Origin of the sequence: Luteimonas sp. MC1895 (assembly GCF_016457215.1) — a bacterium.
GTDB lineage: Bacteria > Pseudomonadota > Gammaproteobacteria > Xanthomonadales > Xanthomonadaceae > Luteimonas.
Genome location: NZ_JAEMDY010000001.1, coordinates 232,628 through 256,748 on the forward strand (window position 1 = coordinate 232,628; position 24,121 = coordinate 256,748).

Annotated in this window: 20 protein-coding genes and 1 pseudogene; 8 read left to right on the forward strand and 13 right to left on the reverse strand. The window is 70.5% G+C overall.

Translation table 11 applies throughout. The annotated features are described in order from the left end of the window. Positions 1 to 54 precede the first annotated feature (54 nt). From galU to cmk, 8 genes are all read right to left on the reverse strand, one after another. The gene (gene galU / locus JG616_RS01015) at positions 55 to 951 is read right to left on the reverse strand and encodes a UTP--glucose-1-phosphate uridylyltransferase GalU (protein ID WP_199362115.1); all 897 of its coding nucleotides are present in this window, start codon (positions 949 to 951) and stop codon (positions 55 to 57) included. Continuing rightward, positions 948 to 2,858: a nucleoside-diphosphate sugar epimerase/dehydratase gene (locus tag JG616_RS01020; RefSeq protein ID WP_199391403.1), complete on the reverse strand. Its 1,911-nt coding sequence runs from the start codon at positions 2,856 to 2,858 to the stop codon at positions 948 to 950. Before JG616_RS01020 ends, galU begins: the two co-directional genes overlap by 4 nt. After that, entirely contained in the window at positions 2,855 to 3,907 is a 1,053-nt protein-coding gene (locus JG616_RS01025; RefSeq protein ID WP_199391404.1) for a glycosyl transferase, read from the reverse strand. Before JG616_RS01025 ends, JG616_RS01020 begins: the two co-directional genes overlap by 4 nt. Positions 3,908 to 3,911: 4 nt before the next feature. Then, a complete protein-coding gene (gene lapB, locus JG616_RS01030; protein WP_199362118.1) occupies positions 3,912 to 5,090 on the reverse strand; it encodes a lipopolysaccharide assembly protein LapB in 1,179 nt (392 codons plus the stop codon). Next, positions 5,090 to 5,338 carry a lipopolysaccharide assembly protein LapA domain-containing protein gene (locus JG616_RS01035; protein WP_199362119.1) on the reverse strand — a complete coding sequence of 83 codons (249 nt, stop codon included), beginning with the start codon at positions 5,336 to 5,338 and terminating at the stop codon, positions 5,090 to 5,092. The genes lapB and JG616_RS01035 overlap by 1 nt, the downstream gene beginning before the upstream one ends. Positions 5,339 to 5,391: 53 nt before the next feature. Continuing rightward, positions 5,392 to 5,709: an integration host factor subunit beta gene (locus JG616_RS01040; protein ID WP_255531823.1), complete on the reverse strand. Its 318-nt coding sequence runs from the start codon at positions 5,707 to 5,709 to the stop codon at positions 5,392 to 5,394. 59 nt (positions 5,710 to 5,768) lie between these two features. Next, on the reverse strand, positions 5,769 to 7,457 hold the full coding sequence (rpsA, locus tag JG616_RS01045) for a 30S ribosomal protein S1 (RefSeq protein WP_199362121.1): 1,689 nt from the start codon (positions 7,455 to 7,457) through the stop codon (positions 5,769 to 5,771). Between the two features lie 160 nt (positions 7,458 to 7,617). Next, a complete protein-coding gene (gene cmk / locus JG616_RS01050; RefSeq protein WP_199391405.1) occupies positions 7,618 to 8,301 on the reverse strand; it encodes a (d)CMP kinase in 684 nt (227 codons plus the stop codon). 129 nt (positions 8,302 to 8,430) lie between these two features. Between cmk and ykgO the strand changes: the two genes are divergently transcribed. The 5 genes from ykgO (at position 8,431) to JG616_RS01075 (ending at position 12,370) form a co-directional block, all read left to right on the forward strand. After that, the gene (gene ykgO / locus JG616_RS01055) at positions 8,431 to 8,556 is read left to right on the forward strand and encodes a type B 50S ribosomal protein L36 (RefSeq protein ID WP_005409283.1); all 126 of its coding nucleotides are present in this window, start codon (positions 8,431 to 8,433) and stop codon (positions 8,554 to 8,556) included. A 205-nt stretch (positions 8,557 to 8,761) separates the two neighbouring features. Then, positions 8,762 to 9,088 carry a hypothetical protein gene (locus JG616_RS01060; RefSeq protein ID WP_199391406.1) on the forward strand — a complete coding sequence of 109 codons (327 nt, stop codon included), beginning with the start codon at positions 8,762 to 8,764 and terminating at the stop codon, positions 9,086 to 9,088. Between the two features lie 4 nt (positions 9,089 to 9,092). Next, complete coding sequence (locus JG616_RS01065) at positions 9,093 to 10,124, forward strand: agmatine deiminase family protein (protein ID WP_199362124.1); 1,032 nt, start codon at positions 9,093 to 9,095, stop codon at positions 10,122 to 10,124. A gap of 62 nt (positions 10,125 to 10,186) precedes the next feature. Further along, positions 10,187 to 11,071 carry a carbon-nitrogen hydrolase gene (locus tag JG616_RS01070; RefSeq protein ID WP_199362125.1) on the forward strand — a complete coding sequence of 295 codons (885 nt, stop codon included), beginning with the start codon at positions 10,187 to 10,189 and terminating at the stop codon, positions 11,069 to 11,071. A gap of 27 nt (positions 11,072 to 11,098) precedes the next feature. Next, positions 11,099 to 12,370, forward strand: a complete 1,272-nt coding sequence (locus tag JG616_RS01075; protein ID WP_199391407.1) for a TraB/GumN family protein — start codon at positions 11,099 to 11,101, stop codon at positions 12,368 to 12,370. Between the two features lie 112 nt (positions 12,371 to 12,482). On the opposite strand, the gene JG616_RS01080 is transcribed toward JG616_RS01075, so the two are convergent. From JG616_RS01080 to JG616_RS01090, 3 genes and pseudogenes are all read right to left on the reverse strand, one after another. Beyond that, a complete protein-coding gene (locus tag JG616_RS01080) occupies positions 12,483 to 15,572 on the reverse strand; it encodes an efflux RND transporter permease subunit (protein WP_199391408.1) in 3,090 nt (1,029 codons plus the stop codon). Continuing rightward, a pseudogene (locus JG616_RS01085) lies at positions 15,569 to 19,003 on the reverse strand (efflux RND transporter permease subunit); the annotation flags it as partial. The pseudogene JG616_RS01085 and the gene JG616_RS01080, both read right to left, overlap by 4 nt. A gap of 83 nt (positions 19,004 to 19,086) precedes the next feature. Beyond that, complete coding sequence (locus JG616_RS01090) at positions 19,087 to 20,217, reverse strand: efflux RND transporter periplasmic adaptor subunit (protein WP_199362129.1); 1,131 nt, start codon at positions 20,215 to 20,217, stop codon at positions 19,087 to 19,089. 238 nt (positions 20,218 to 20,455) lie between these two features. Here JG616_RS01090 and JG616_RS01095 point away from each other — a divergent pair, with 238 nt between their 5' ends. Both JG616_RS01095 and JG616_RS01100 read left to right on the forward strand, forming a co-directional pair. After that, a complete protein-coding gene (locus tag JG616_RS01095; RefSeq protein ID WP_199362264.1) occupies positions 20,456 to 20,788 on the forward strand; it encodes a c-type cytochrome in 333 nt (110 codons plus the stop codon). Between the two features lie 8 nt (positions 20,789 to 20,796). Beyond that, on the forward strand, positions 20,797 to 21,225 hold the full coding sequence (locus JG616_RS01100) for a cytochrome c (RefSeq protein WP_199362130.1): 429 nt from the start codon (positions 20,797 to 20,799) through the stop codon (positions 21,223 to 21,225). An 82-nt stretch (positions 21,226 to 21,307) separates the two neighbouring features. Here JG616_RS01100 and JG616_RS01105 read toward each other — a convergent pair whose 3' ends face one another. Then, a complete protein-coding gene (locus JG616_RS01105) occupies positions 21,308 to 23,047 on the reverse strand; it encodes a hypothetical protein (RefSeq protein ID WP_199391410.1) in 1,740 nt (579 codons plus the stop codon). Between the two features lie 27 nt (positions 23,048 to 23,074). Then, the gene (locus JG616_RS01110; protein WP_199362132.1) at positions 23,075 to 23,668 is read right to left on the reverse strand and encodes an NfuA family Fe-S biogenesis protein; all 594 of its coding nucleotides are present in this window, start codon (positions 23,666 to 23,668) and stop codon (positions 23,075 to 23,077) included. Between the two features lie 101 nt (positions 23,669 to 23,769). Here JG616_RS01110 and JG616_RS01115 point away from each other — a divergent pair, with 101 nt between their 5' ends. Continuing rightward, positions 23,770 to 24,111: a 4a-hydroxytetrahydrobiopterin dehydratase gene (locus JG616_RS01115; RefSeq protein WP_199362133.1), complete on the forward strand. Its 342-nt coding sequence runs from the start codon at positions 23,770 to 23,772 to the stop codon at positions 24,109 to 24,111. The last annotated feature ends 10 nt before the right edge of the window (positions 24,112 to 24,121 follow it).

Here is a 24,121-nt window from a genome sequence, read left to right on the forward strand (position 1 = left end):
CGGAATATACCCCTGCTTTCCGCAGGATGTCACCCGGACCACCGATGGCACCAATCAGGAGTCGACCACGCCCAGTTCAGCCAGCGCATCGCGCATGAAGCCCTGTGCCGCCTCGCTGAGCGCCTCGTGGTCCAGTGCATGGCGGATGGTCGCCTCGATGAGGCCGAGGTGGGTCCCGCAGTCGAATCGCGTGCCCTGGAAGCGGTACGCGAGCACCGGTTCCTCGGCCAGCAGGGCCGAGATCGCGTCGGTCAGCTGGATCTCGCCACCGGCGCCGGGAGCCGTGGCCTCCAGCAGGGCGAAGATGCGCGGCGACAGCACATAGCGCCCGACCACGGCGAGGTTGCTGGGCGCGTCGCCCGGCCTGGGCTTCTCCACGATTGCGGTGATCCGCCCACGGCGGTCGCTGAATTCATCCGTCGCGACGATGCCGTAGCTCGACACCTGTTCAGGTGCGACCGCCTGGGTGGCGATCACGCTTGAACCGGTCGCTTCGGCGACATCGGCCATCTGGCTCAGCGCACCGGGGCCGCGGTTCCAGATGAGGTCGTCGGGCAGGATCACCGCGAAAGGCTCGTCGCCCACGACCGGCTTCGCGCAGAGCACCGCATGGCCCAGGCCCAGGGCCTCGGCCTGGGTCACGAACACGGCGCGCACGTTCGGCGGCAGCACGTTGCGGATGACCTCGAGCAGCTCGACCTTGCCGGCCGCCTCGAGCTTCTGCTCCAGCTCATAGGCCTTGTCGAAATAGTCGGCGACCGCGTGCTTGTAGCGGTTGGTGACGAACACCATCGTGTCGCAGCCGGCGTCGACCGCTTCGTCCACGGCGTACTGGATGAGCGGCCGGTCGACGATCGGCAGCATCTCCTTGGGCACCGTCTTGGTGGCCGGGAGGAAGCGGGTCCCGAGTCCGGCGACCGGGAAGACCGCCTTGCGGATGCGTCTGTTCATGTGCGTCTGGCGTTCCTTGCGGGAAAAGCGACCACCGTGGCGGCCGCGGGTTCGTCATCGCGCACCAGCGGCGCGAATTCCGGGACGGCGTCACGCAGGGCCTGGTCCAGGGTTTCGAGGTCGTAGCTCGACACCGCGTCGCGCAGGCGCGCCATGGCGGCGGTGATCCGTTCGCTGGAGACGCCGCGCGCCTCCGCCTGGAGGATCTTCGGGTGCGCCGTCGGGCGGTAGCGTTCGTCGGCGTGGAACAGGGTTTCGTGCAGCTTCTCGCCCGGGCGCAGGCCGGTGTAGACGATCGCGATGTCGCGTCCCGGCTGCTTGCCTGCCAGGGTGATCATCTGCTCCGCCAGCAGGCGGATCGACACCGGTTCGCCCATGTCCAGTGTGTAGACCGCCTGCCGGGCACCAATCGCCACCGCCTGCAGGATCAGCTGGCAGGCCTCGGGGATAGTCATGAAATAGCGGGTGACTTCCGGATCGGTCACCGTGACCGGCCCGCCACTGCGGATCTGCGCGCGGAACAGCGGCACCACGCTGCCGGCGGAATCGAGCACGTTGCCGAATCGCACGGTCACGAAGCGCGTGCCCTCGAGCCCGTTCATCGCCTGGCAGACCATTTCCGCCAGGCGCTTGCTGGCGCCGAGCACGTTGACCGGATCCACGGCCTTGTCGGTCGAGATCAGCACGAAGGTGCCGACGCCGGCCGCCTGCGCCTCCCGGGCGACGGTCGCGGTGGCCAGCACGTTGTTGCGCACCGCCTCGCGCAGCTGGGCCTCGAGGACGGGCACCTGCTTGTAGGCCGCGGCGTGGAACACCGCCTCGGGCTGTGAGAGCGACAGCGCGTGGCGGATCACCGCCGGATCGCCGCAGTCGCCGAGCACCGGCAGGCACTCGATCTGCGGGAAGTCCCGGCGCAGCTCGTTCTGCATGGTCAGCAGCGCCAGCTCGTCGATCTCGATCAGGATGATCTGGCGCGCGCCGTGGCGGGCGCACTGGCGACACAGTTCGGCCCCGATCGAGCCGCCGGCGCCGGTGACCAGCACGCTGCGCCCACCCAGCCAGCCGCGGATCGCCTTCCAGTCCGGCGTGACCGGCTTGCGGCCGAGGAGGTCCTCGATCGCGACCTCCTTGAGTTCGCCCGGCAGCGAACGGCCTTCCAGCAGGTCGTTGAGGCGGGGAACGGTGCGGAAGGGCAGCCCGGTGCGCTCGCAGGCCGCGACCACACGGCGCATGGCGGTCGCGTCCAGCGAGGGCATCGCGATCACCAGCAGTCGGGCCGCGGTTTCCGGCGCGATCTCGCCCACGTCCTCGATCTTTCCGAGCACCGGCAGGCCCTGCACATGGCTGCCGCGCAGCTTGGCCGCGTCGTCCAGGAATCCGACCGGCTGGTAGGCACCGACCCTGCGCAGGTCTCGCACCAGCGCCTCGCCCGCCTGCCCCGCGCCCAGGATCAGCACCCGCAGCGCCGCCTTGTCGGTGCGCTCGTTGCCGTGGTCCTTCCAGGCCCGGTAAAGCAGCCGCGGCATGCCCAGCAGCGCCGACAGCACGACCGGATAGGCCAGCATCACCGTCCGCGGCACCTGTCCGGCGCGGTCGAACACGAAGAACAGCAGGGGCAGGATCGCGAGCAGGCCGAACAGGCTGGCCTTCACGATATTCACCAGGTCGGGGATGCTCGCGAAGCGCCAGACGCCCCGATACAGGCCGACCTGCCAGAAGATCAGGCCCTGCACGATCAGGATCAGCAGCATCTCCGGCGACAGCAGCGGCGTGGACGCCACCTGGTCCATCGCCGACTGGCGGAAGTGGTTCAGGCCAGCCCAGGTCAGCCAGACCATGAACACGTCGTGCAGCACCACCGAGGCCCGCGGCAGGCTGGTCCGGATGCGGTCGTTCAGGCTGGTCATCCTCTGGGCCTATCCTTCTGCTCTCGTGCACCCGCGCCACGCGCGGCGCGCCATGCAAGGGTTCCGGCGGCCAGGATGCCCGCGCAAACCGCTAGTCTAGCGGCGAAGCCGCCGGCAGAGGCCGCTCCCGCCACGATGGCCGCGAGGATGGTCCACCCCGCATAGGCCAGCGTCACCGGGACATGCCACCCGACCCGGCCCGCCAGGCGCTGGTATGCATGGCTGACGTGGGGCGTCCACCACTGCTCGCGACGCACCATGCGCCCGCCGAGCGTCAAAGCCGCGTCAATCAGGAAGGCCGACAACGGAAGGACGGCCAGCACAAGCATTCCCGCTGCCTGACCCGGCCCGGCTCCCTGGAGCAGCAGCAGCACGACCACGGCCAGCGCGACGCCCAGCGTGCCACTGCCGACATCGCCCAAGAAGATGCGTGCCCTGGGGAAGTTGAACGGCAGGAATCCGATGCAGGCCGCCGCGAGCACCAGCGCCGGCGCCACGGCCGGCGCCAGGCCGCCGGCGGCGTGCGGCGAGAGCGTGGCCAGCCCCGCCAGCCCGAGCGCGGCCAGCGCGGCCTGGCTGGCGGCGATGCCGTCGATCCCGTCCATGAAGTTCCACACGTTCACCAGCACCGGCACCGCGGCGATAGCCGCCAGGGCCAGCCAGGGCGCACCGTGGACGGCGAGCACGCCCGCCGCGAGCAGGATCCCGGCGCCCACGTGCGCCGCCAGCCGCCACCAGGGCGAGAGCGGACGGTGGTCGTCGACGTAGCCGGCCGCCGCCACCAGGAGGCTGGCCGCGGCGGCCGCGAGCGCCAGCGCGGCCGGGATCCGTCCCGACAGTCCGAAGAGGCCGCAGGACAGGATCCAGGCCAGGGTGATGCCGATTCCGCCACCCCGTGGCGTCGGCACGCTGTGGCTGCGGCGTTCACCCGGAAGGTCCATCAGCCCACGGCGCAGGGCGTAGGCGCGCGCCAGCCAGGCGCCAGCCGCGGCGATTGCCGCGACCACCGCCAGCCACGGCAGCAGGCCGTTCCAGTCCGCGCCGCCCATGCGCTCAGACCACGGCGTAGTTGAGCAGCGGCTTGATGCTGCCCCACTCCTTGCAGGACGGGCACTGCCAGTGGTGGCTGCGCGCGCCGAAGCCGCAGCGGTTGCAGCGGTAGGCGGGGTTGCGGACCAGCAGCTGGTCGGTGATGTGGCGAAGCTCGTGCAGGGTCGCGGCCTCGTTGCCGCCTTCGGCCAGGGTGAGCTCGATCAGGGCGGCTTCGCCGCGCACGGAAGGCCGGTCCTTGAGCTGCTGGGCGAGGAAGCGGCGGGCGGCAGGCACGCCCTCCTCCGCCTCCACCAGGTGGGTGAGCGCGAGCACCGGCGCCACGCCCCGGTAGTGCTCGCTCATCTCGGTGAGGAAGGCGCGGGCACCGGGCAGATCGCCGACGCGGTCGTAGGCCGAGCGCAGCGGCGGCAGGATCTCCGGCAGGAAGTCGGCGTCGTGGCGGGCCGCGCGCTCGTAGGCGCGGATGGCGGCGGCGTCGTTGCCGGCGTCGAGCTCCAGCCGGCCCTCGAGCATGCCGGCGCGCACCGAACTCGAATCCGCGGCATAGGCGCGCGCGACAGCCGCGCGGGCACCCTCGCGGTCCCCGGCCACGCGCAGCCGCTCGGCGAGCTCGCATTCGAACTGGCCGATCAGCTTGCCCATGGGCTCGCCGGTGACCTGCTCGTAGCGGGTCGCGTTCTCGATCGCCTTGGGCCAGTCGCGCTCGGCCTGGTAGATGCCGATCAGGTGCTTGAGCGCCTGCGGTGCGCGCTGGTCGAGCGCGGCCAGCTCGGTGAACACCGTCTCGGCACGGTCGAGGAGACCCGAACGCATGTAGTCCTCGCCAAGCGCGAGCAGGGCCTGGACCTTCTGCTGGTCGTTGAGGTCGGGCCGCTGCACCAGTCCCTGGTGCAGGCGGATCGCGCGGTCGACCTCGCCGCGCCGACGGAACAGGTGGCCCAGCGCGATCTGGGTCTCGAAGGTGTCCTTGTCGAGCTCGGCGATGTGCAGGAACAGTTCGATGGCCTTGTCCGGCTCTTCGCTGAGCAGGTAGTTCAGGCCACGGAAATAGGTGGTGGAGAGCTTGCTGACCTGGCTGTCGCTGTGCCGCTCGCCGCCACGGCGGCCGATCACCCAGCCCGACAGGGCCGCGATCGGCAACAGCAGGAAAAACCAGAACCACTCGGTGATGAAGGCCATCAGTTCGCATCCGGTGCGTGGGGGGTGGGCGCCTGCCTGCGCCTGCGCAGGGACGGCACGATGGAGGCCATCGTCGCCAGCCCGCCGACCAGTGCGCCTGCGAGCAGCGTGCCCAGCAATGCCAGGCCCAGCGTCGGCCGGAACACGGCAAGGCCGAGGTCGAGTTCGACCGTCTGGGGATTGAGTGCACCGACCGCGACGCCTGCAACGAGGCACAGCATGCCGATGAGGATGCGGATCGGACGCATGGGCGGCTAGCTTAGCCGGCCACGGGCCCGCAGTCAGCCGCGGATGAGGCCCATCAGTCGTCGACCGGGAGCGGCATGACGTCGCTGACGCGTTCGCGCAGCTCCTTGCCCGGCTTGAAATGGGGAACGTGCTTGCCGGGCAGGGCCACGGCCTCGCCGGTCTTCGGATTGCGCCCGGTACGGGGCGGACGGTAGTGCAGCGAGAAGCTGCCGAAACCGCGGACTTCGATGCGTTCGCCGTTGGCCAGCGCACCACCCATCATCTCCAGCAGCGACTTCACCGCCAGGTCGACGTCGTCGGCCTTGAGGTGCCCCTGGCGCTGGGACAGGATCTCGATGAGTTCGGACTTGGTCATGTGCCCCCTGGCCACCCTCGAACAAGCCAACGGCGACCCGGCTCGCACCGGGTCGCCGCTGGATACTTCAGGTATTACTCGGACTTGCTGTCCAGCTGCTCGCGCAGCAGCGCGCCCAGCTTGGTGGTGCCGCTGGAAGCATCCGCCGAAGCACGGTTGTACTCGGCCAGGGTCTCGGCCACCTCGGCCTCGTCCTTCGCCTTGATCGACAGCTGAAGGGTGCGGCCCTTGCGGTCCATGCCGGTGAACTTGGCCTCGATGGCCTGGCCCACCTTCAGGAACTGCGTGGCGTCATCGACGCGCTCGTCGGCGATGTCGCGGGCGGCGACGTAGCCTTCCACGCCATCGGCCACTTCGATCACGGCGCCCTTGGCGTCGACTTCCTTGACGGTGCCGGTGATCTTGGAGCCGCGCGGATGGTTGGCCATGAACTGGCCGAACGGATCCTGCTCGAGCTGCTTGACGCCCAGGCTGATGCGCTCGCGCTCCGGGTCCACCGCCAGCACCACGGCCTCGAGGGTGTCGCCCTTCTTCAGCTCGCGCGCCACGTCTTCGCCGCTGGTGTTCCAGCTCATGTCGGAGAGGTGGATCAGGCCGTCAATGCCGCCGTCCAGGCCGATGAAGATGCCGAAGTCGGTGATCGACTTGATCTGGCCTTCGACCTTGTCGCCCTTCTTGTGGATGGCCGCGAAGGTCTCCCACGGGTTGGACGTGACCTGCTTGATGCCCAGCGAGATGCGGCGACGCTCTTCGTCGACGTCCAGCACCATGACCTCGAGCTCGTCACCGACCTGCACCACCTTGGCCGGGTTGACGTTCTTGTTGGTCCAGTCCATCTCGGACACGTGCACCAGGCCCTCGACGCCCGGCTCGATCTCGACGAACGCGCCGTAATCGGTGACGTTGGAGACCTTGCCGAACACGCGGGTGTTGGACGGGTAGCGGCGGGCGATGTTGTCCCACGGATCCTCGCCCAGCTGCTTGAGGCCGAGGCTGACGCGGTTGCGCTCGCGGTCGTACTTGAGCACGCGGACGTCGAGCTCCTGGCCCACTTCCACGACTTCGGACGGATGACGCACGCGCTTCCAGGCCATGTCGGTGATGTGCAGCAGGCCGTCGATGCCGCCGAGGTCGACGAACGCGCCGTAGTCGGTCAGGTTCTTGACGACGCCCTTCAGCACGGCGCCCTCGACCAGCTTCTCCATCAGCTGCTCGCGCTCTTCCGAGTGCTCGCTCTCGACCACCGCACGGCGGGAGACGACCACGTTGTTGCGCTTGCGGTCGAGCTTGATGAGCTTGAACTCGAGTTCCTTGCCTTCCAGGTACACCGGGTCGCGCACGGGGCGCACATCGACCAGCGAACCGGGCAGGAATGCGCGGACGTCCTTGATGTCGACGGTGAAGCCGCCCTTGACCTTGCCGCTGATCTTGCCGGTGACGGTCTCGTTCTTCTCGAGGGCTTCCTCGAGCTCGTCCCACACCATGGCGCGCTTGGCCTTCTCGCGCGACAGCACGGTCTCGCCGAAGCCGTTCTCGAGGGAATCGAGCGCGACCTTGACGATGTCGCCCTCGGCGACGTCGATCTCGCCGGCGTCGTTACGGAACTGTTCGATCGGCACGATGCCTTCGGACTTGAGGCCGGCGTTGATGACGACGACGTCGGTGCGCACCTGGATCACGGTGCCGGTGACGATCGAGCCGGGCTTCAGCTTGGCGAGGTTCGCCTGGCTGGCTTCGAACAGTTCTGCGAATGATTCGGTCATTGGAAAAATACTCTGTTGATGAAACAGACCGGGTGCGCGCAGCGCGCCTGACCGGTCCACCCGTTGTCGGCGTGCGCGGGATTGCGCCTTGCCGTGAGTGCTGGTTGGAAACGGAAAATCCGCGCGGCGTCTGCCACGCGGGGCCATCTGCGGCGGGGGCTCAGTCCACGAGGCCGGGCACGAGGGCCAGGACGCGTTCGACCACGACAGCGATGCCCTGGCCGGTGGTGTCGATGCGCACGGCGTCTTCCGCCGGTCGCAACGGTGCCACCGCGCGGCTGGCATCGCGCGCGTCGCGGGCCAGGATCTCCCGCAGCAGACCGTCCAAGGTAACCGAAACCCCCTTGTCCTTCAACTGCTTATAGCGCCTTTCGGCACGCTCCTCGGCGCTCGCGGTGAGGAACACCTTCCAAGCGGCATCGGGGAAGATGACCGTACCCATGTCGCGCCCGTCGGCGACCAGTCCGGGGGGCTGGCGGAAGGCGCGCTGGCGCTCCTTGAGCGCCGACCGGACCTCCGGGATCGCGGCGATGGCCGAAGCGGCGGCGCCGGCGGTCTCCGTCCTCAGCTCGTCGGTCGCGTCATGGCCGTTGACCAGCACCCGGGGTTCCCCGTGGGGATCGTCGCGGAAGCCGATTTCGGTGTCGAAGGCGCAGCGCACCAGGGCGCCGGCATCGTCCAGGTCAAGGTCGGCCCATCCGGCGGCCACCCCGACCGCCCGGTACAGGGCACCCGAGTCCAGGTAGTGCCAGCCCAGGCGCGCGGCCACGGCACGGCTGATCGTGCCCTTGCCGGAGCCGGAGGGGCCGTCGATGGTCAATACCGGGATGGCGGGCTGGGTCATGATGGTCTCCGTGGGGGGTGGCCATTCTAGACCGGCCCGCACGGCGCGCCCTGCAAGTACTTGATCCCGGGCCACCGGGCCCGCTAGAATTGCCGGCTTGTTTGCCCCACCCATATTCAGAGGTTCGTCATGAAGGTCCTGTCCTCCCTGAAGTCGGCGAAGGCCCGTCACCGCGACTGCAAGGTCGTTCGTCGCCGTGGCAAGATCTTCGTCATCTGCAAGTCCAACCCGCGTTTCAAGGCCCGCCAGCGCTGAGCAGGCTGCCAGGGCGGCTGCGCGTGCATCGCATGCGGCAGCCACCAGCGACGCCCGGAAGGCCGCAGCGATGCGGCCTTCCGCGTTTTCGCCGCCGTCGGTTCGCGTGACCGGGCGCCCGGTTCGGCCAGGCATCCACGACCGGACACGCGCGATCTGTTAAAACGCTGCGGCTGCAAGCGATGCAGCCTCCGGGGAGACCAAGATGCGCCTGACGATTGCACTGACCACCGCCGCCCTGCTCGCCGCTGCCGGCGCAGCGCGTGCCGACACCCTGCTCATCGAGCGCGTCCAGCACGAGGCGGCCGTCGCCATGCCCGCGCGCGGCATGACCATGTCGCAGGTCGAGGCCCGCTTCGGCGCGCCTGCCCAGCGCATGGATCCCCGCGGCGGCCAGAAGCGCCAGTGGCCGACCATCCACCGCTGGGGCTATCCCGCGTTCACCGTGTACTTCGAGAACAGCCGCGTGATCGACGCGGTCGCCAACCAGGCCGCAGCCGGCGAGACCGGTCCCAAGCCGCCGATCCGCTGAGCGAATGACCTTGCAGACCCTGCGTTTCCCCGCGGAGTGGGAGCCCCAGTCCGCGATCCTCCTCGCGTGGCCGCACGCCGGCACCGACTGGGCCGAGCGCCTGGGCGACGTCGAGGAGACCTATATCGCCCACGTCGCGGCGATCACCCGGTTCCAGCCGGTGCTGGTCTGCGTGGCCGACGAGGACGTCGAGGCCTATGCGCGCGCGCGGCTGGCCTCCAACCGCATCGACATGGCCCGGGTCGGGTTCATCACCCTGCCCTATGACGACACCTGGCTGCGCGACACCGGGCCGGTCACCCTGGTCGGGGCGGAGGAGTTCTCGCTTCTGGATTTCCGCTTCACCGGCTGGGGCGGGAAGTTCGAGGCCAGCGAGGACGACCAGCTGGTGCAGCGCCTCCACGAAGCTGGAATCTTCCGCAGGAGTTCGGTGCAATCGATTGATTTTGCACTGGAAGGTGGAGCGATCGAAACCGACGGGGCGGGCAGCCTGCTGACCACCTGGCGCTGCCTGCAAGAGCGGCACCCGTCCTCCAGCCGGGAGGACCTGGAGCAGCGCCTGCGGGCATGGCTGCGGCAGGAGCGCGTGCTCTGGCTGGAGCACGGCTACCTGGAGGGCGACGACACCGACGCCCACGTCGACACCCTCGCCCGCTTCGCCCCCGACGACGCCATCGTGTTCCAGGCCTGCGACGACCCGGCCGATCCGCACCATGCCGAGCTGTCGGCGATGGCGGCCGAGATCGCGGCGCTGCGCACCGTCGACGGTCGTCGCTACCGCCTGTTCCCGCTGCCCTGGCCGCAGCCGGTCCTCGACGGCGGCCGGCGCCTCGCCGCGAGCTACGCGAACTACCTGATCATCAACGGCGCGGTCCTGATGCCGGCCTATGGCGACCCGGCCGATGACACGGCGGCCGCCGTGCTGGCCCGGGCCCATCCCGGGCGCGAGATCGTCCAGGTGCCCTGCCGCGCGCTGATCTGGCAGAACGGCAGCCTGCACTGCATCTCGATGCAGCTGCCCGCCGGCCTTACCTGAGGGACAGGCGGGCCGGCCTACAATGGCCGGCTCACCTGCATCATCGCCACAGGGGCCCTGCCATGACCACGAAGACCCTTCCCGTCGCGCTCGTCCAGGAGCGCAACCACGGCAGCGCCGCGGAGAACCTCGAGGTGATCGAGGCCCGCGTCGCCGAAGCCGCGCGCCAGGGCGCGAAGCTGGTGCTGCTGCAGGAGCTGCACAACGGCGCCTATTTCTGCCAGCACGAGTGCGTGGACGCGTTCGACCTCGCCGAGACCATCCCCGGCCCCAGCACCGAGCGCCTGGGCGCGCTGGCGAAGCAGCATGGCGTGGTGCTGGTCAGCTCGCTGTTCGAGAAGCGCGCCACCGGCCTGTACCACAACACGGCCGTGGTCTTCGACGCCGACGGCTCGACCGCGGGCCGCTACCGCAAGATGCACATCCCCGACGACCCGGGCTTCTACGAGAAGTTCTACTTCACCCCGGGCGACCTCGGCTTCGAGCCGATCGACACCTCGGTCGGCCGGCTCGGCGTGCTCGTGTGCTGGGACCAGTGGTATCCCGAGGCGGCACGCCTGATGGCGCTGGCCGGCGCCGAACTGCTGCTCTACCCCACGGCCATCGGCTGGGATCCGGATGACGACCAGGCAGAGAAGGACCGCCAGCGCGACGCCTGGATCCTGAGCCACCGCGGCCACGCCGTCGCCAACGGCCTGCCGGTCCTGAGCTGCAACCGCGTCGGCCACGAGCCGTCGCCGGTCGGCGCGTCGGGCATCGACTTCTGGGGCAACAGCCACGTGCTGGGACCGCAGGGCGAGTTCCTGGCCGAGGCCGGCGGCGATGCCACCGTGCTCACCTGCGAGGTCGACCTGGGCCGCAGCGAGCACGTGCGCCGCATCTGGCCCTTCCTGCGCGACCGCCGCATCGACGCCTACGGCGACCTGCTGCGCCGCTACCGCGACTGACGCGCCTGCGCGCGACCACGGACTTCCATGACCGACACTCCCGCCCTGCCTGACGCAGGGCCCGGCCCCGCCGCCCCACGCGCCGACGCCTCCGGACCTGCCGGCGCGGGCTTCGACCTTGCCAGCCAGCCGCACACCATCGTCGAGCGCGACGGCGTGCGCTACACCCTGCTGGGCACCGCCCACGTCTCGCGCGCCAGCGTCGATGCAGTGCGCGCGGCGATCGCCACCGGCGCCTATGACACGGTCGCGGTCGAGCTGGACGAGCAGCGGCTGCAGGCCATGACCGATCCCGAGGCGCTGGGACGGATGGACCTGGTCAAGGTGCTGCGCGAGGGCAAGACCCCGCTGTTTGCCGCCAACCTGGCGCTGGCCGCCTACCAGCGCCGCCTGGCCGAGCAGATGGGCGTCGAACCCGGCGCGGAGCTCAAGGCCGCGGCCGCCGACGCCAACGCACGCGGCCTGTCGCTCCAGCTCATCGACCGCAACGTCGGCGTGACTTTCAAGCGCGCCATGCAGCGCCTGGGCTGGTGGGGCCGCGCCAAGGTCAGCGCCAGCCTGCTGATGGGGCTGCTGTCCAGCGACGAGGTCGGCGAGGACGAGATCGAGCGGCTCAAGCAGGGCGACGTGCTGGAGTCGAGCTTCAGCGAGTTCGCCGGCGAGACCCCCGAGCTCTACGAGGTGATCATCGCCGAGCGCGACCGCTACATGGCCGCACGCCTGCGCGAGGTGCCGGCAGGCGCGCGCGAGGTGCTGGCCGTGGTCGGCGCGGGACACCTCAAGGGCCTGGCCAACCACCTGCGCGACGACGTGGCGCCGCCCGCGCAGGTGCGCCAGTCACTGGAAGAGGTGAAGCCGAAGTCGCGCGTCCCGTGGATGGAGCTGGTGATCGCCACCGTGGTGATCGGCGGCTTCGCCTGGGGCTTCTGGCAGGGCGGCCTGGACGTGGGCACGGACCTGATGCTGCAGTGGGTGCTGGTCACCGGCACGCTGGGTGCGCTCGGCTGCGCGATCGCGGGCGGCCACCCGTTGAGCATCCTGTCGGCCTTCGTGGCCTCGCCGCTGACGCCCCTGCATCCGGCGCTGGCGTCGGGCACGGTCAGCGCGGTGGTCGAGGCGGCGCTCCGCAAGCCGACCTACGCCGATTTCATGGCGCTGCGCGAGGACGTGAACACCGCGCGCGGCTGGTGGCGCAACCGCGTCGCGCGGGTGCTGCTCAACTTCTTCCTGACCAGCCTGGGCACCGCGATCGGCGTGTGGACGGGCGGGCTGAGGATCCTGGGCAAGGTGTTCGCCTGAGGCCAGCCCGATCGCGGCTGTAGCCGCTCCTACAGCGGGGCGCCGGGTCGGGGTCGCCGGTGTCGCTGCCCGGCGAGCCGCTCCTGCAGGAGCGGCTACAGCCGCGATCGCCTCAGGCCGCCGCGTCCGCCACCCGGCCTTCCCTGCCTGGCCCACGCGCCCGCCGCAGCAGGCGCGAGGTGCCGTTGGCCAGGTCGTCGAGGATCGCGTAGATCGTCGGCAGGAACAGCAGACTGACCACGGTCGAGAACGCCAGGCCGCCGGCCACCGCGCGCGCCATCGGCGAATACGCAAGGCCGCCCAGCACCACCGTCTCGCTGAGCGAGATCGGCACCATCGCCAGGATCGCCGTGCCCATGGTCATCAGGATCGGGCGCAGGCGTTCGCGGCTGCCTTCGACCAGCGCATCGGTGCGCGACAGGCCACGGCGGCGCAGGTTGTTGATGTGCTCGACCATCACGATGCCGTTGTTCACCACCACGCCCATCAGCACCAGGATGCCGATGAAGGCCATGATCGTGAACGAGGTGCCGGTGATCCAGAACAGCCAGAACACCCCGAGGATCGAGAACAGCACGCAGCTCATGATCGCCGACGGGAACAGCAGCGACTCGAACACCGCCGCCATCACCACGTAGATCATCACCAGCGCCAGCACGAAGTTGAACAGCATCTGCTGCACCGCCTGCTCGCTTTCCTCGAAACCGCTGCCGGAGAACGAGTGGCCATAGCCCGGCGGCAGGGACACCGAACCCAGCACGGCTTCCATGGCCTTGCGCGCCTCCTCCATCGTCGCCTCGCCTTCCAGGTTGGCCTGCACGCCGAGCGCGGTCTGGCGGTCGTGGCGCGTGATCTGGGTCGCCGAAGGCGTCACCTCCAGGTCGACCATCGCCGAAAGTGGCACCTGGCGCCCGTCCGGCGAGCGCACCATGAACCCGGCGATGTCGGCCGGCCCGTACTCCTGCGCGCCGCTGAAGCGCACCCAGACCGGCACCTCGGTTTCTTCCCTCCGGTACTCGCGCAGCTGGGTGCCACGCAGTGCCATCGACACGAACGACGACACCTGCTGCGCGCTGAAGCCGAAGGCCGCGGCGCGGTCGCGGTCGACGCGTACCGCCAGTTCATCGGTGCTGGCGCCGCCATCGATGCGCACGTCGCGCAGCTCCGGCCGGGCCTCGAGCATGGGGACCAGCCCATCGCCCAGTTCGCGCAGCACCGATGCGCTGTCGCCCACCAGCTGCACGCTGACGTTCTGGCCCATGCCACCCCCGCCACCGCCCTGCCCGCCCGGACCGGAGACGCCGACCTCGGCGCGTGCCGACTTCGGCAGCTCCTTGCTGATCGCTTCCGACAGCGGCCGCACGTCGGCGATGCCATCCTCGAAGGTGATCAACGTTCCGGCGTCGTCGCCTTCGCTGAAGTACGAATAGACCTGGGTGATGCGGAAGCGCTCGCGGTTGTCCTCGAGAAAGGCTTCGACCCGCGCCACCTCCTCCGACATCTGCGGCAGCGTGTAGCCGCCGTTCCACTTGTAGTAGAGCTGGATCTCGCCTTGGTCGCCGCCGCCGAACATGTCGAAGGTGGTGCCCTTGATCGGCACCAGGCTCAGCGCGACCACCAGCACGATGCCCGCCACGCTCCAGCCGCGGTGCGCCAGGGTCCAGCGCAGCAGTCGCGCGTAGCGGTCCTGCAGCCGGCGGATCGCGCCGCCCTTCTCCACCAGCGCCGGCGGCGTGCGCATGCGCGCCGAGAGCATCGGGATCAGGCTGACCGCGACCAGCCACGAAGCCAGCAGCGACACCGAGATGGTGATCGCGATCTGGGCCATGAAGATGCTGATGTCGTTGACCTCGCCCAGCAGGTTGGGCAGGAACACGATGCAGTGGCACAGGGTGCCCGCCGAAAGCGCGATGGCGACGTGCTTCGTCCCGGCCAGCGAGGCCCGCACCGGGTTGCCCGGATCGCGCTCGCGCTCCTGGTAGATGCTCTCCACTACCACCACGGCGTTGTCGACCAGCATGCCCACCGCGAGCAGCAGGCCCATCAGGCTCAGCACGTTGAGGGTGACGCCGAAGAAATGCATGAACCCGAGGGTCATGATGAAACAGATCGGGATCGCCAGCGTCACCATCAGCGTCGACGGCCAGTGGCGCAGGAAGAAGAACAACACCGCGATCGAGAGCAGCAGCCCGACGGCGCCGGCTTCCGCCAGCTCGATCAGCGAGCTGGTCACGGTGTCACCCATGTCCTGCATCACCTTGAAGTCGATGCCTTCCAGGCCCGGTTCGTCCGCCGCGGCACGCAGCTCGGCCAGCGCCCCGCGCGAAACCTCCACGAGGTTCGCATCGCGCTCCTTGAACACCTCCAGGCCCACCGCCTTGCGCCCGTCGAGACGGCGCGCGTACTCCATGCGCGCAGGCTTCAGGTGCACCTCGGCGACGTCGCCCAGGCGCAACCCGGCCTGGTCGATGACCAGTTCACGCAGCTGGTCGAGCGAGGCGATCTCGCCCTGCGGCTGCACGCGCAGGCGCACGCCGCCGTCCTCGAGCATGCCGGCCGAGACCGAGAAATTGACCGTGCGCAGGCGCTCGGCCAGCGTGTTCAGCGCCACGCCGTGCGCGTTGAGCCGGTCCGGATCGATCGCGATCTCGACCTCGTTGGCGGGCGCGCCGTTGATCTCCACCCGGGCGACACCGGGCACGCGCTCGATGCGCCGCTTGAGCAGCCGGTCCAGCAGGTCGTAGGACGCCGACAAGTCGACGTCGCCGGCCAGGCGCACGCGCAGGATCGCCTGGTCGCCGCTCGACCACTTGAAGACGAAGTAGCGGCGGAAGTCGTCGGGAAGCTCGTCGCGGATCGCATCCAGGCGCTCGCGCGCCTCGGACGCGGTGATCGCGATGTCCCGGTTCCAGTCGCGGAACTCCAGGAACACGCCGGCGCCGTTGGCATCGGCCTGGCCGCGCATCCGTTTGATGCCGGTCATCGTGGCCAGCGCCTCTTCGGCCGGACGCAGCAGGTTGCGCTCCACTTCCTCCGGCGACGACCCCTCGTAGGGCAGCTGCACGAACAGGAACGGCGCCGACACGTCGGGCAGCGCCTCCAGCGGCAGGCGGAAGGCCGCGATCAGCCCGACCACCACCAGCGACACGAACAGCATCACCGTGGTGACCGGCCGCCGCAGACTGAACTCGGCGACGGTCATGCCGGCAGCCCGCCGGATTCGCGATCGGCATCGGTGTCGTTGCCGGCGGCGATGCGCGCGCGGCGGCCACGCTCGAGGTACCAGGCGTCGCCGCGGCGGTCGAGCAGGTCGTAGACCACCGGGATCACCAGCAGGGTCAGCAGGGTCGACACCAGCAGGCCGCCGATCACCGTGATCGCCATCGGCGAGCGCACCTCCGCGCCCTCGCCGAAGGCCAGGGCCAGCGGCATGAAGCCGAACAGCGTGGACAGCGTGGTCATCACGATCGGCCGCAGGCGCGAGCGCGCGCCCTCCACCAGGGCATCGCGCTTAGCCACCCCGGCCTCGCGCAGCTGGTTGACCTTGTCGATCAGGATGATCGCGTTCTTGACCACCAGGCCCACCATCAGGATCAGGCCGATGAACACCACGACCGAGATCGTGTTGCCGGTCATGAGCAGCGCCAGCACCGCGCCGACCATCGCCAGCGGGATGGTGAACAGGATCACGAACGGGTGCAGCAGCGACTCGAACTGCGAGGCCATCACCAGGTAGACCATGAAGATCGCCAGGCCGAAGGCGAACAGCAGCGAGGACATCGACTCCGCCAGCTCCTCGCCCTGGCCGCCGATGTGCATCCCGATGCCGGCGCCCAGCGGATTGGCGGCCACCAGCGCTTCGACGTCCTGCACCGCGGCACCCAGGTCGATGTCGCGCAGGTTGGCCGACACCACGGCGACCCGGCCCAGGTCGGCGCGATGGATCTCGCTCGGGCCGGTGGTCGCGACCACGTCGGCGACGGTCGACAGGCGCACCGGGCGCGCCGCGCCGGGGTTGATGATCAGGTCGCGGATGGCGCGCACCGAATCACGTTCGGACTCGCGAGCGCGCACCAGCACGTCGATCTTGCGGTCGCGGAAGTCGTAGCGCGTGGCCACTTCGCCGCGCACCGAGTTGACCACCGCGTCGGCCACCTGGCGCGTCGTCAGGCCCATCGCCCCGGCGCGTTCCTGGTCGAAGACGATGCGGATCTCGGGCGCGCCCTGCTCCACCGTCGATTTCACGTCGGCGTAGTTCGGGCTTTGCCGCAGCAGCTCGGCCAGGCGGCCGCCGGCGGCGGCGAGCTGGTCGAGATCGTGGCCGCGCAGCTCGATCTCCAGCGGGCTGGAGAAGCTGAAGAGCGCCGGCCGGCTGAAGTCCACCTGCGCGCCGGCCTGGCCCTGCATCGTCTCGCGCAGGCCCTCGGTCAGCCGCGCCTCCACGGCCTCGCTGCCACCGCCCTCCATCACCACCGACAGCTTGCCGACGTTCTCGCCGCTGTCGGTGGGGTTGGCGTCCAGGCGCGTGCCGGTGCCGCTGACGCCGAACAGCACGGACACGCCCTCGTCGTCCGCGTGCGCCTGCTGCACGCGACGCATCATGGCGTCGGTCTCGCGCAGCGGCGTGCCGGGCGGCAGGCGCATCGTCATCTCGAACCGGTCCTGCGCCAGCTGCGGGATCAGGTCGGTGCCCAGCGTCGGCACGATCGCCATGCTGAGGACGAAGGCGGCAGCCGCCACGCCCAGCACCAGGCGTGGCCGCGCGAGCGCACCCGGCAGCACGCGCAGGTAGCCGCGCTCGGCACGGTCGTAGGGCGCCATCGCCATCCGGCTGGCCGCGCCCATCGGCCGGCCGACCACCGTCGACAGCAGCCGTCCGGCGCGGATCAGCACCCAGGAGAGGCCGAACGCGGCGCCACGCATGGAGCGGCCCGTCCAGCGCGACGCCGCCGCGAACGGACGCTGCCAGCGCGACGTCGGACGCCACGGCGGATGCGGCTCTTCTTCCTGGAATGCCATCGGCGCCGGCGACTTCAGCGCGCTCAGCATCGGGATCAGGGTCATCGCCACCACCAGCGAGATGCCGACCGCCAGCGCGATGGTCAGTGCCTGGTCGCGGAACAGCTGGCCGGCGATGCCCTCGACGAACACCAGCGGCAGGAACACCGCGATGATCGTCAGCGTGGACGCCACCACGGCCATGCCGACCTCGCGCGTCCCGGCGATGGCCGCGTCGATGATCCCAAGCCCGCGCTCGCGCGCCTTGGCGATGCTCTCCAGCACCACGATCGAGTCGTCGACCACCAGGCCGGTGGCCAGCGCAAGGCCGCCCAGCGACATGACGTTGAGGCTCAGGCCCATCTGGTCCATGAAGAAGAAGGTGGTGATGATCGAGACCGGCAGCGAGATGCCGACCACGAAGGTGCTCCAGCCGCTGCGCAGGAACAGGAAGATCACCAGGATCGCCAGCGTGCCGCCGAACAGCGCGTCGGTGCGCACGTCGGAGATCGCGGCGCGGATGAAACGGGCCTGGTCGTCGACCACGTCCAGCGCCACGCCGGGCGGCAGCTCCTTGCGGATCCGCTGCAGGCGCTCGTCGACCGCCGCCGCCGTGGCCACGGTGTTGGCGTCGCCTTCCTTGTAGATCGCGAGCTCCACCGCCTCGCGCCCGTCCAGGCGGATGATCGCCTCGCGTTCCTTCCAGCCCTGGCGGACCTCGGCGACGTCGCCCAGGCGCACGGCGCGGCCGTCCGCCACGACCCGGTTGGAGGCCGCAGCCGCGCTCTGTGCCGACATCGCCGCGGCCATCACCGAGGCGTCGCCCGAGGCGGCCGCGATGCGCGCCACCTCGTCCGCGCCGCCGGCACCGCCGCCACCCGACTGGGTGGCGACCAGCATCCCGCGGATCTCGTCCACGGTCGCGAACTGGTTGATGGTGCGCACCAGGTAGCGCTGGGTGCCCTGTTCGAGGCGCCCGCCGGACAGGTTGATGTTCTCCTCGCGCAGGCGCTGGACCACGGCATCCGGCGCAAGGCCGATGCGTGCCAGCGCCTGCAGGTCGAGCTCGACCTGGATCTCGTCCTCGAGACCGCCGCCGATCTTGATCGCGGCGACGCCGGTCACCGGCTCCAGCTTCTTCTTGAGATCGTCGTCGGCGTAGCGGCGCAGCAGGGTGAGCTGTCGCGACGCATCGCCGTCGCCCTCGCCCGCGCTCAGCGCCAGGCGCAGGATCGGCTCGGTGGACGGGTTGAAGCGCAGCAGCACCGGCGGCTCGACCTCGAGCGGCAGTGCCAGCGTGTCGAGCTTGTCGCGCACCTCGAGGCTGGCCTGGTCCATGTCGGTGCCCCAGGCGAACTCGAGCACCACGTCGCTCTGCCCGGTGCGCGAGACCGAGCGCAGCTTGCGCACGCCCTTGACCACGCCCAGGGCCTCTTCGACCGGCTCGCTGACCAGGGTCTCGATTTCCTGCGGCGCGGCGCCGGTGTATTCGGTGCGCACGGTCAGCGTCGGATAGCTGATGTCCGGCAGCAGGTTGACCTTGAGGTTGCCGAGCGCGATCAGTCCGAACAGCAGCATGCTGACCGTCACCATCGCCACCGTCACCCGGCGCCGTACCGAGAATCCGACCAGGCCGTCGGCGCGCACGGTTCCGTCGACGCCCCCGGCAGCCGCCCCCTCGGCAGAGTGTTCCATCCCGTTCCCCTGCTGGGTCGACATCACTGCGCGCCTTCAGCCTTCGCGTCGCCCTCGGCCGCGGCGACCGCGACCGGCGCATCACCGATCACCTGCACCGCGCTGCCGTCGCGCAGCGCGACCTTGCCGGCGGTGACCACGCGCTCGCCCTCGACCAGTCCCTCGCGTACTTCGATGAAGGCGCCGTCGACATAGCCGGTGGTGATGGCGGTGCGCACGGCCTTGCCGTCGCGCACCACGTACACGGCCGGCTCGCCGTCGTCCTCCAGCAGCGCCGTGCGCGGGATCGCCAGCGCCGCGGCGCGGCTGTCGTAGTCGATGCCGATGCGCGCGAACATGCCCGGCTGCAGTGCGCCGTCGTCGTCGGGATCGAAGGCGCAGACCACGCGGAACGTGCCGCTGCCCGAGTCCACCACCGGCGCGATGCGGTCCACCACGCCCTGGAAGGTCCGGCCCTGCAGCGCGTCGACCTGCATGCGCACGGGCAGGCCCTCGCGCAGCGTGGTCAGGTCGCGCTCGGGCACGTTGAGCGTGGCCTCCAGGCGCGAGTTGTCGACGATGCGGATGATCGGGGTGTTGATCTGGACGAAGTTGCCCGGCTTGATCGAGCGCGAGGCGACCACGCCGGAGATCGGCGCGGTGACGCTGGTGTACGACAGTTCCAGCTGGGCCATCCGCAGCATCGCCCGCGCGTTCTCGAGGTCGTAGCGCAGCTGGTCGTGGTCGCCCACGCTGACCATCTGCTGCTTGACCAGCTCGCTGGCGCGGCGGAAGTTGGCCTCGAGCTTCTTCACCTGCACGTCGGCCTGGGCCAGGTTGAGCCGCGCGCGGTCGGCATCGATGCGAACCAGCGGCTGGCCGGCGCGCACCAGGTCGCCCTCCTCCACCAGCACCTGCAGCGCGACGCCGGAGGTCTTGGCGACCACCTGGGCTTCGGCGCGCGCCTCGAGCGAGGCGCTGCCGCTGTAGCTGGCGGCCATCGCGCGCGGCTCGGCGGCCACGGCCTCCACGGTCACCGGCGGCGGGGCTTCATCCTCCTTCTTGCCGTCCTCGCCGGCACTGTTGCCGCAGCCTGCAAGCAGCAGCATGGAGGCCAGGAACAGGGCGGCGGGACCGGCGATACGACGTCGGACGACAGGGCGGATAGCGTGCATGGTGAGGGCGAGCCAGAATGGTGTGGTAGCAAGGTACATCACTGCCCCACCGGCGCCTATCGGCCGAAGGTCATGCTGCCGCCCGGTCGCGATTCTTCCAGACCCCGGCCGCCGCGTGTGCACCGGCACCGTTAACAGGTCCCGAACCGCTCGCTATACTCCGGCGACGGTCTGCGACGGGGAGAGATGTCGTGGGCACCAGCCAACCACACAGCCACAGGAAGCGGAACCCGACATGATGCGACCGTTGCAGATCGCCGCCTGCCTTGCCCTCGCCTTTGCCACGCACTCGCCCGCCGCCTCCGCGCAGCAGGCCGCCGGCAATCCCGAGACGGGCCGCGGACTCACCTATACCTGCGTGGGCTGCCACGGCATCGAGGGCTACAAGAACGCCTACCCGCACTACCACGTGCCGATGATCGGCGGCCAGTCGCCCGAGTACCTGGTCAATGCCCTCACCGAGTATCGCAACGGCACGCGCAAGCATCCGACCATGGAGGTCCAGGCCCAGAGCTTCTCCGACCAGGACATCGCCGATATCGCCGCCTTCCTTTCGGGCCTGACGCAGTGAGCCGCTCCATGAAGACTTCCGCACTCGGCCTCGCCGTGGCACTCGGCGCCAGCCTCGTCCTGTCGGCCTGCGGCGGCGCGCCCGCCGAACCGGGAACCACGCGCGCGACCACGGTCAACGCCCTGCCCCAGGGCCGGGTCGCCGAAGGCGAAACCCGCGCCAACACCAAGGGTGCGGCCACCGGCCAGTCCTGCGTGGACTGTCATGGCGCCGACGGCAACACGCCGCTGGACCCGACCTATCCGCGGATCGGCGGGCAGTACCGTGACTACCTCGCCCACGCGCTGCAGGCCTACCGCTCCGGCGACCGCGAGCATGCGCTGATGTCCAACCAGGCCGCCGACCTCGACGACCAGCAGATCGCCGACCTCGCGGCGTGGTTCAGCTCGCGCCCGACCCAGCTGCGCGACCTGCACGGCGTCCACAGCATCAACTGACCGTCGCCGGCCCAGCCGGCTCCAGCGGCAAGCATGAAGCCCGCCCAGCGCGGGCTTCATGCCGTCTGGCTGCCGCAGCGGCTCAGGACTGCGGCGGCGGAGGCCCCAACGCTTCCTGGTCCTCGATCAGCTCGCGCTTGAACGGCACGTCCGGCGGCTTGCGCGCACGCGCGGGCTGCTCCTGCAGGTTCGGGTCGACGATGTCGCAGGCGCCACCGAGGGCCAGCATCACGGTCATGCAGCGGATCGTCTTGGTGGTTCCCGGGATGGGAATGCGCACCTCGGTGACGCTCTTGCGCACCCACTCCTCGAGCAGCGTCTCGCTGGGCATCCAGAAGCGGTCGAAGGACGTCGGTTCGTAGTCGTAGGGCGGACGCTTGAGCCAGGTGCCGTGGCGGTCGATGTTCTCGAAGTCCTCGGTGATGGTGCCCGGCGGCAGCCCGCCGCCAACGCGGCCTCCGTCGGCAAGCCGCGGCCGGCCCTCGCCGTCGAACAGTCCGGCCGCGCCCGGCGTGCCGACCTGGCCACCCGGAGCGTTGCGGCTCGAGTCGCCCCAATCGTCGGCCGTAGTGCGTGAGGGCAGCGCCCCGGGCGGCTGGCCGGCGCGGACGCCGGCGCCGGCCGAGGTGGCCGGGCTGCGCGCGCCGCGGTCGGTGTCCGGGCGTCCGCTCGAGACCGCCGCCGCTTGCGCATCGGCCGTGCCGTCACGCGCGTCCGCCGCGGCACGCGCCGCCCCCTCTGCGCCGGCAGCCGGCGCCGGCGGCGTCGCGGGCATCGGCACGTCGCGGCTCGGGACCGCTGGCGCATCGACGCGTGCTTCACGGGTCGCGGGACCGGATGCGGTGGGCACGCGACGAAGCTGCACCTGTGGCGTCTCCACCAGCACGACCTCGCGCTCGGCCACCGCCACGCCGCGTGGCGACGCCTCCGGAACCGCAACCGGGACCGCGGGCGCGCGCGCCGCCGGTGCCTGGATGGCAACGGGAGCGACCACTTCGACATTACGGCTGCGCACCGCGACCTTGGCGGGCCGGGTGTCGGGCGCGCGCATCTCCACCTCGCGCGGAGGCGGCACCACGTGGCGGCTGTCGGCGACTTCGACCTCGGTGACCTGGAGCGCCTGCGGCGCGGGCAGTGCGGGCGCGCGCAGCTCGGGCACCTCGATCGCCACGGGGCGCTCCGGGAGCGGCGGAGGCGTGGTCGAGGTGGGCGGCTGCGCGGTCTCCGGCTCGGGCCGGGGCTCAGGCGGCGACGGCTGGGGCACAGGCTCCGGTCGGGGAACCCGCGGCGCGGCCGAAGCCGCGGCCGCCTGCAGCTCGCGCGGGGTCGGGGGTGCGTCGGCGGCCCCGCCGCCCGTGGCGTCGGCAGGCGTACCCTCGCCGATGTACTCGACCTGCAGGACATGCGTCTCGCCCTCGCGAGCGGCCGCCTCCTCGAACCGGGCGAACGGTGGCCGGAACACCATGAGCCACACGAGCGCCGCGCCGAACAGCAGGTGCAGCAGCAGGCTGCCCGACATCGCCGCGACCCGCGTCGAGCGCTCGTCGCGGCTCGCCGGCTGCCAGTCCTGACGCCACAGGGAGGCGAACGCACGCCAGCGTCCGAGCTGTTCGACGATGCCGGGCGGCGGGAGCGGTTCGCGCGCGGCGACCACCGCGATCACGTCGTCGGGCCGCGCCCCGCTCACCGAGCCGGGGCGCAGGGCCATCGCGTCGAACCAGTCGCGCCAGCCCGGCGGGAACTCGCCAGGCGGGGGCGGCGGACGCAGTGAGCGCCGCATGCGGCGGCGAAGGGCTTCGATCAGTTCGGCGGAAGAGAACATCCGTCGGCGTCGAAGCGGGACCGGGGATCAGGCCGTCGCGCGCGGGATGTACGGGGCCGCACCGGTGTCATGGTCGGTCGCGTCGCGCACCGCGGTCACGCCCGGCACCTGGTCCATCAGGGTCTTCTCGATGCCCTGCTTCAGGGTGACGTCGGCCATGCCGCAGCCGTGGCAGCCGCCGCCGAAGCGCAGCAGGACCACGCCCTCGGCGCTGACCTCCTGCACCGCGACGTGGCCGCCGTGCGAGGCCAGCTGCGGATTGACCACGTGCTCGATCGTCCAGCGCACGCGTTCGACCAGGGAGGCCTCGCCGTCGGGCTTCACCCCCTTGATGCGCGGCGCGCGGATCTGCAGCTGGCCGCCGGTCGCGAGCGCGGCGTAGTCGATCTCCGCACCCTCGAGGAAGGGCACGCTGTCGGCGTCGAGCCACAGCGTGAACCCGTCGCAGTCCACCGCCCATTCGTCGCCGCGCAGCTCGTCGGGCGCGGCGAACTCGAGGCGCACGTCCGCCTGCGGCGTGCCGGCACGGCTGGCCGCGAGGCGCACGCCCATGCCCGGCACGGCCTCGCGCTCGACCAGCTTGCGGAAGTGGGTCTGCGCGGAATCGGAGATCTGGATCATCCGGGTATTCTAGCGAACCCGCCGGGGTTTGCCGGCCCGCGCCGCCGAGACCGCGCGGCATGACACGCCGCGTTCAGCCCCGCCGCCTCCAGGAGCCCGACATGTCCGACCTCATTCCCCTCGACCGCGCCCACTGCCTGCCGCGCCGCGGCGCCGAACATCGCCTGGCGGAAGCCCGCGTCCGCGAACTGCTGCCCGAAGTGCCCGAATGGCGGCTGGCCGAGGACGGCAAGGCCCTGGTGCGGACTTTTCGCTTCCCCGACTACCGCCACACGATGTCGTTCGTGAACGCGCTGGCGCACATGGCCAACCGCGAGGACCACCACCCCGACCTGGGCGTGCACTACGACCGCTGCGAGGTGCGCTGGTCGACCCACGACGTGGGCGGACTCAGCGAAAACGACTTCATCTGCGCCGCGCGGACGGACGAGCTGGCGTCCTGAGCCCGCCTCC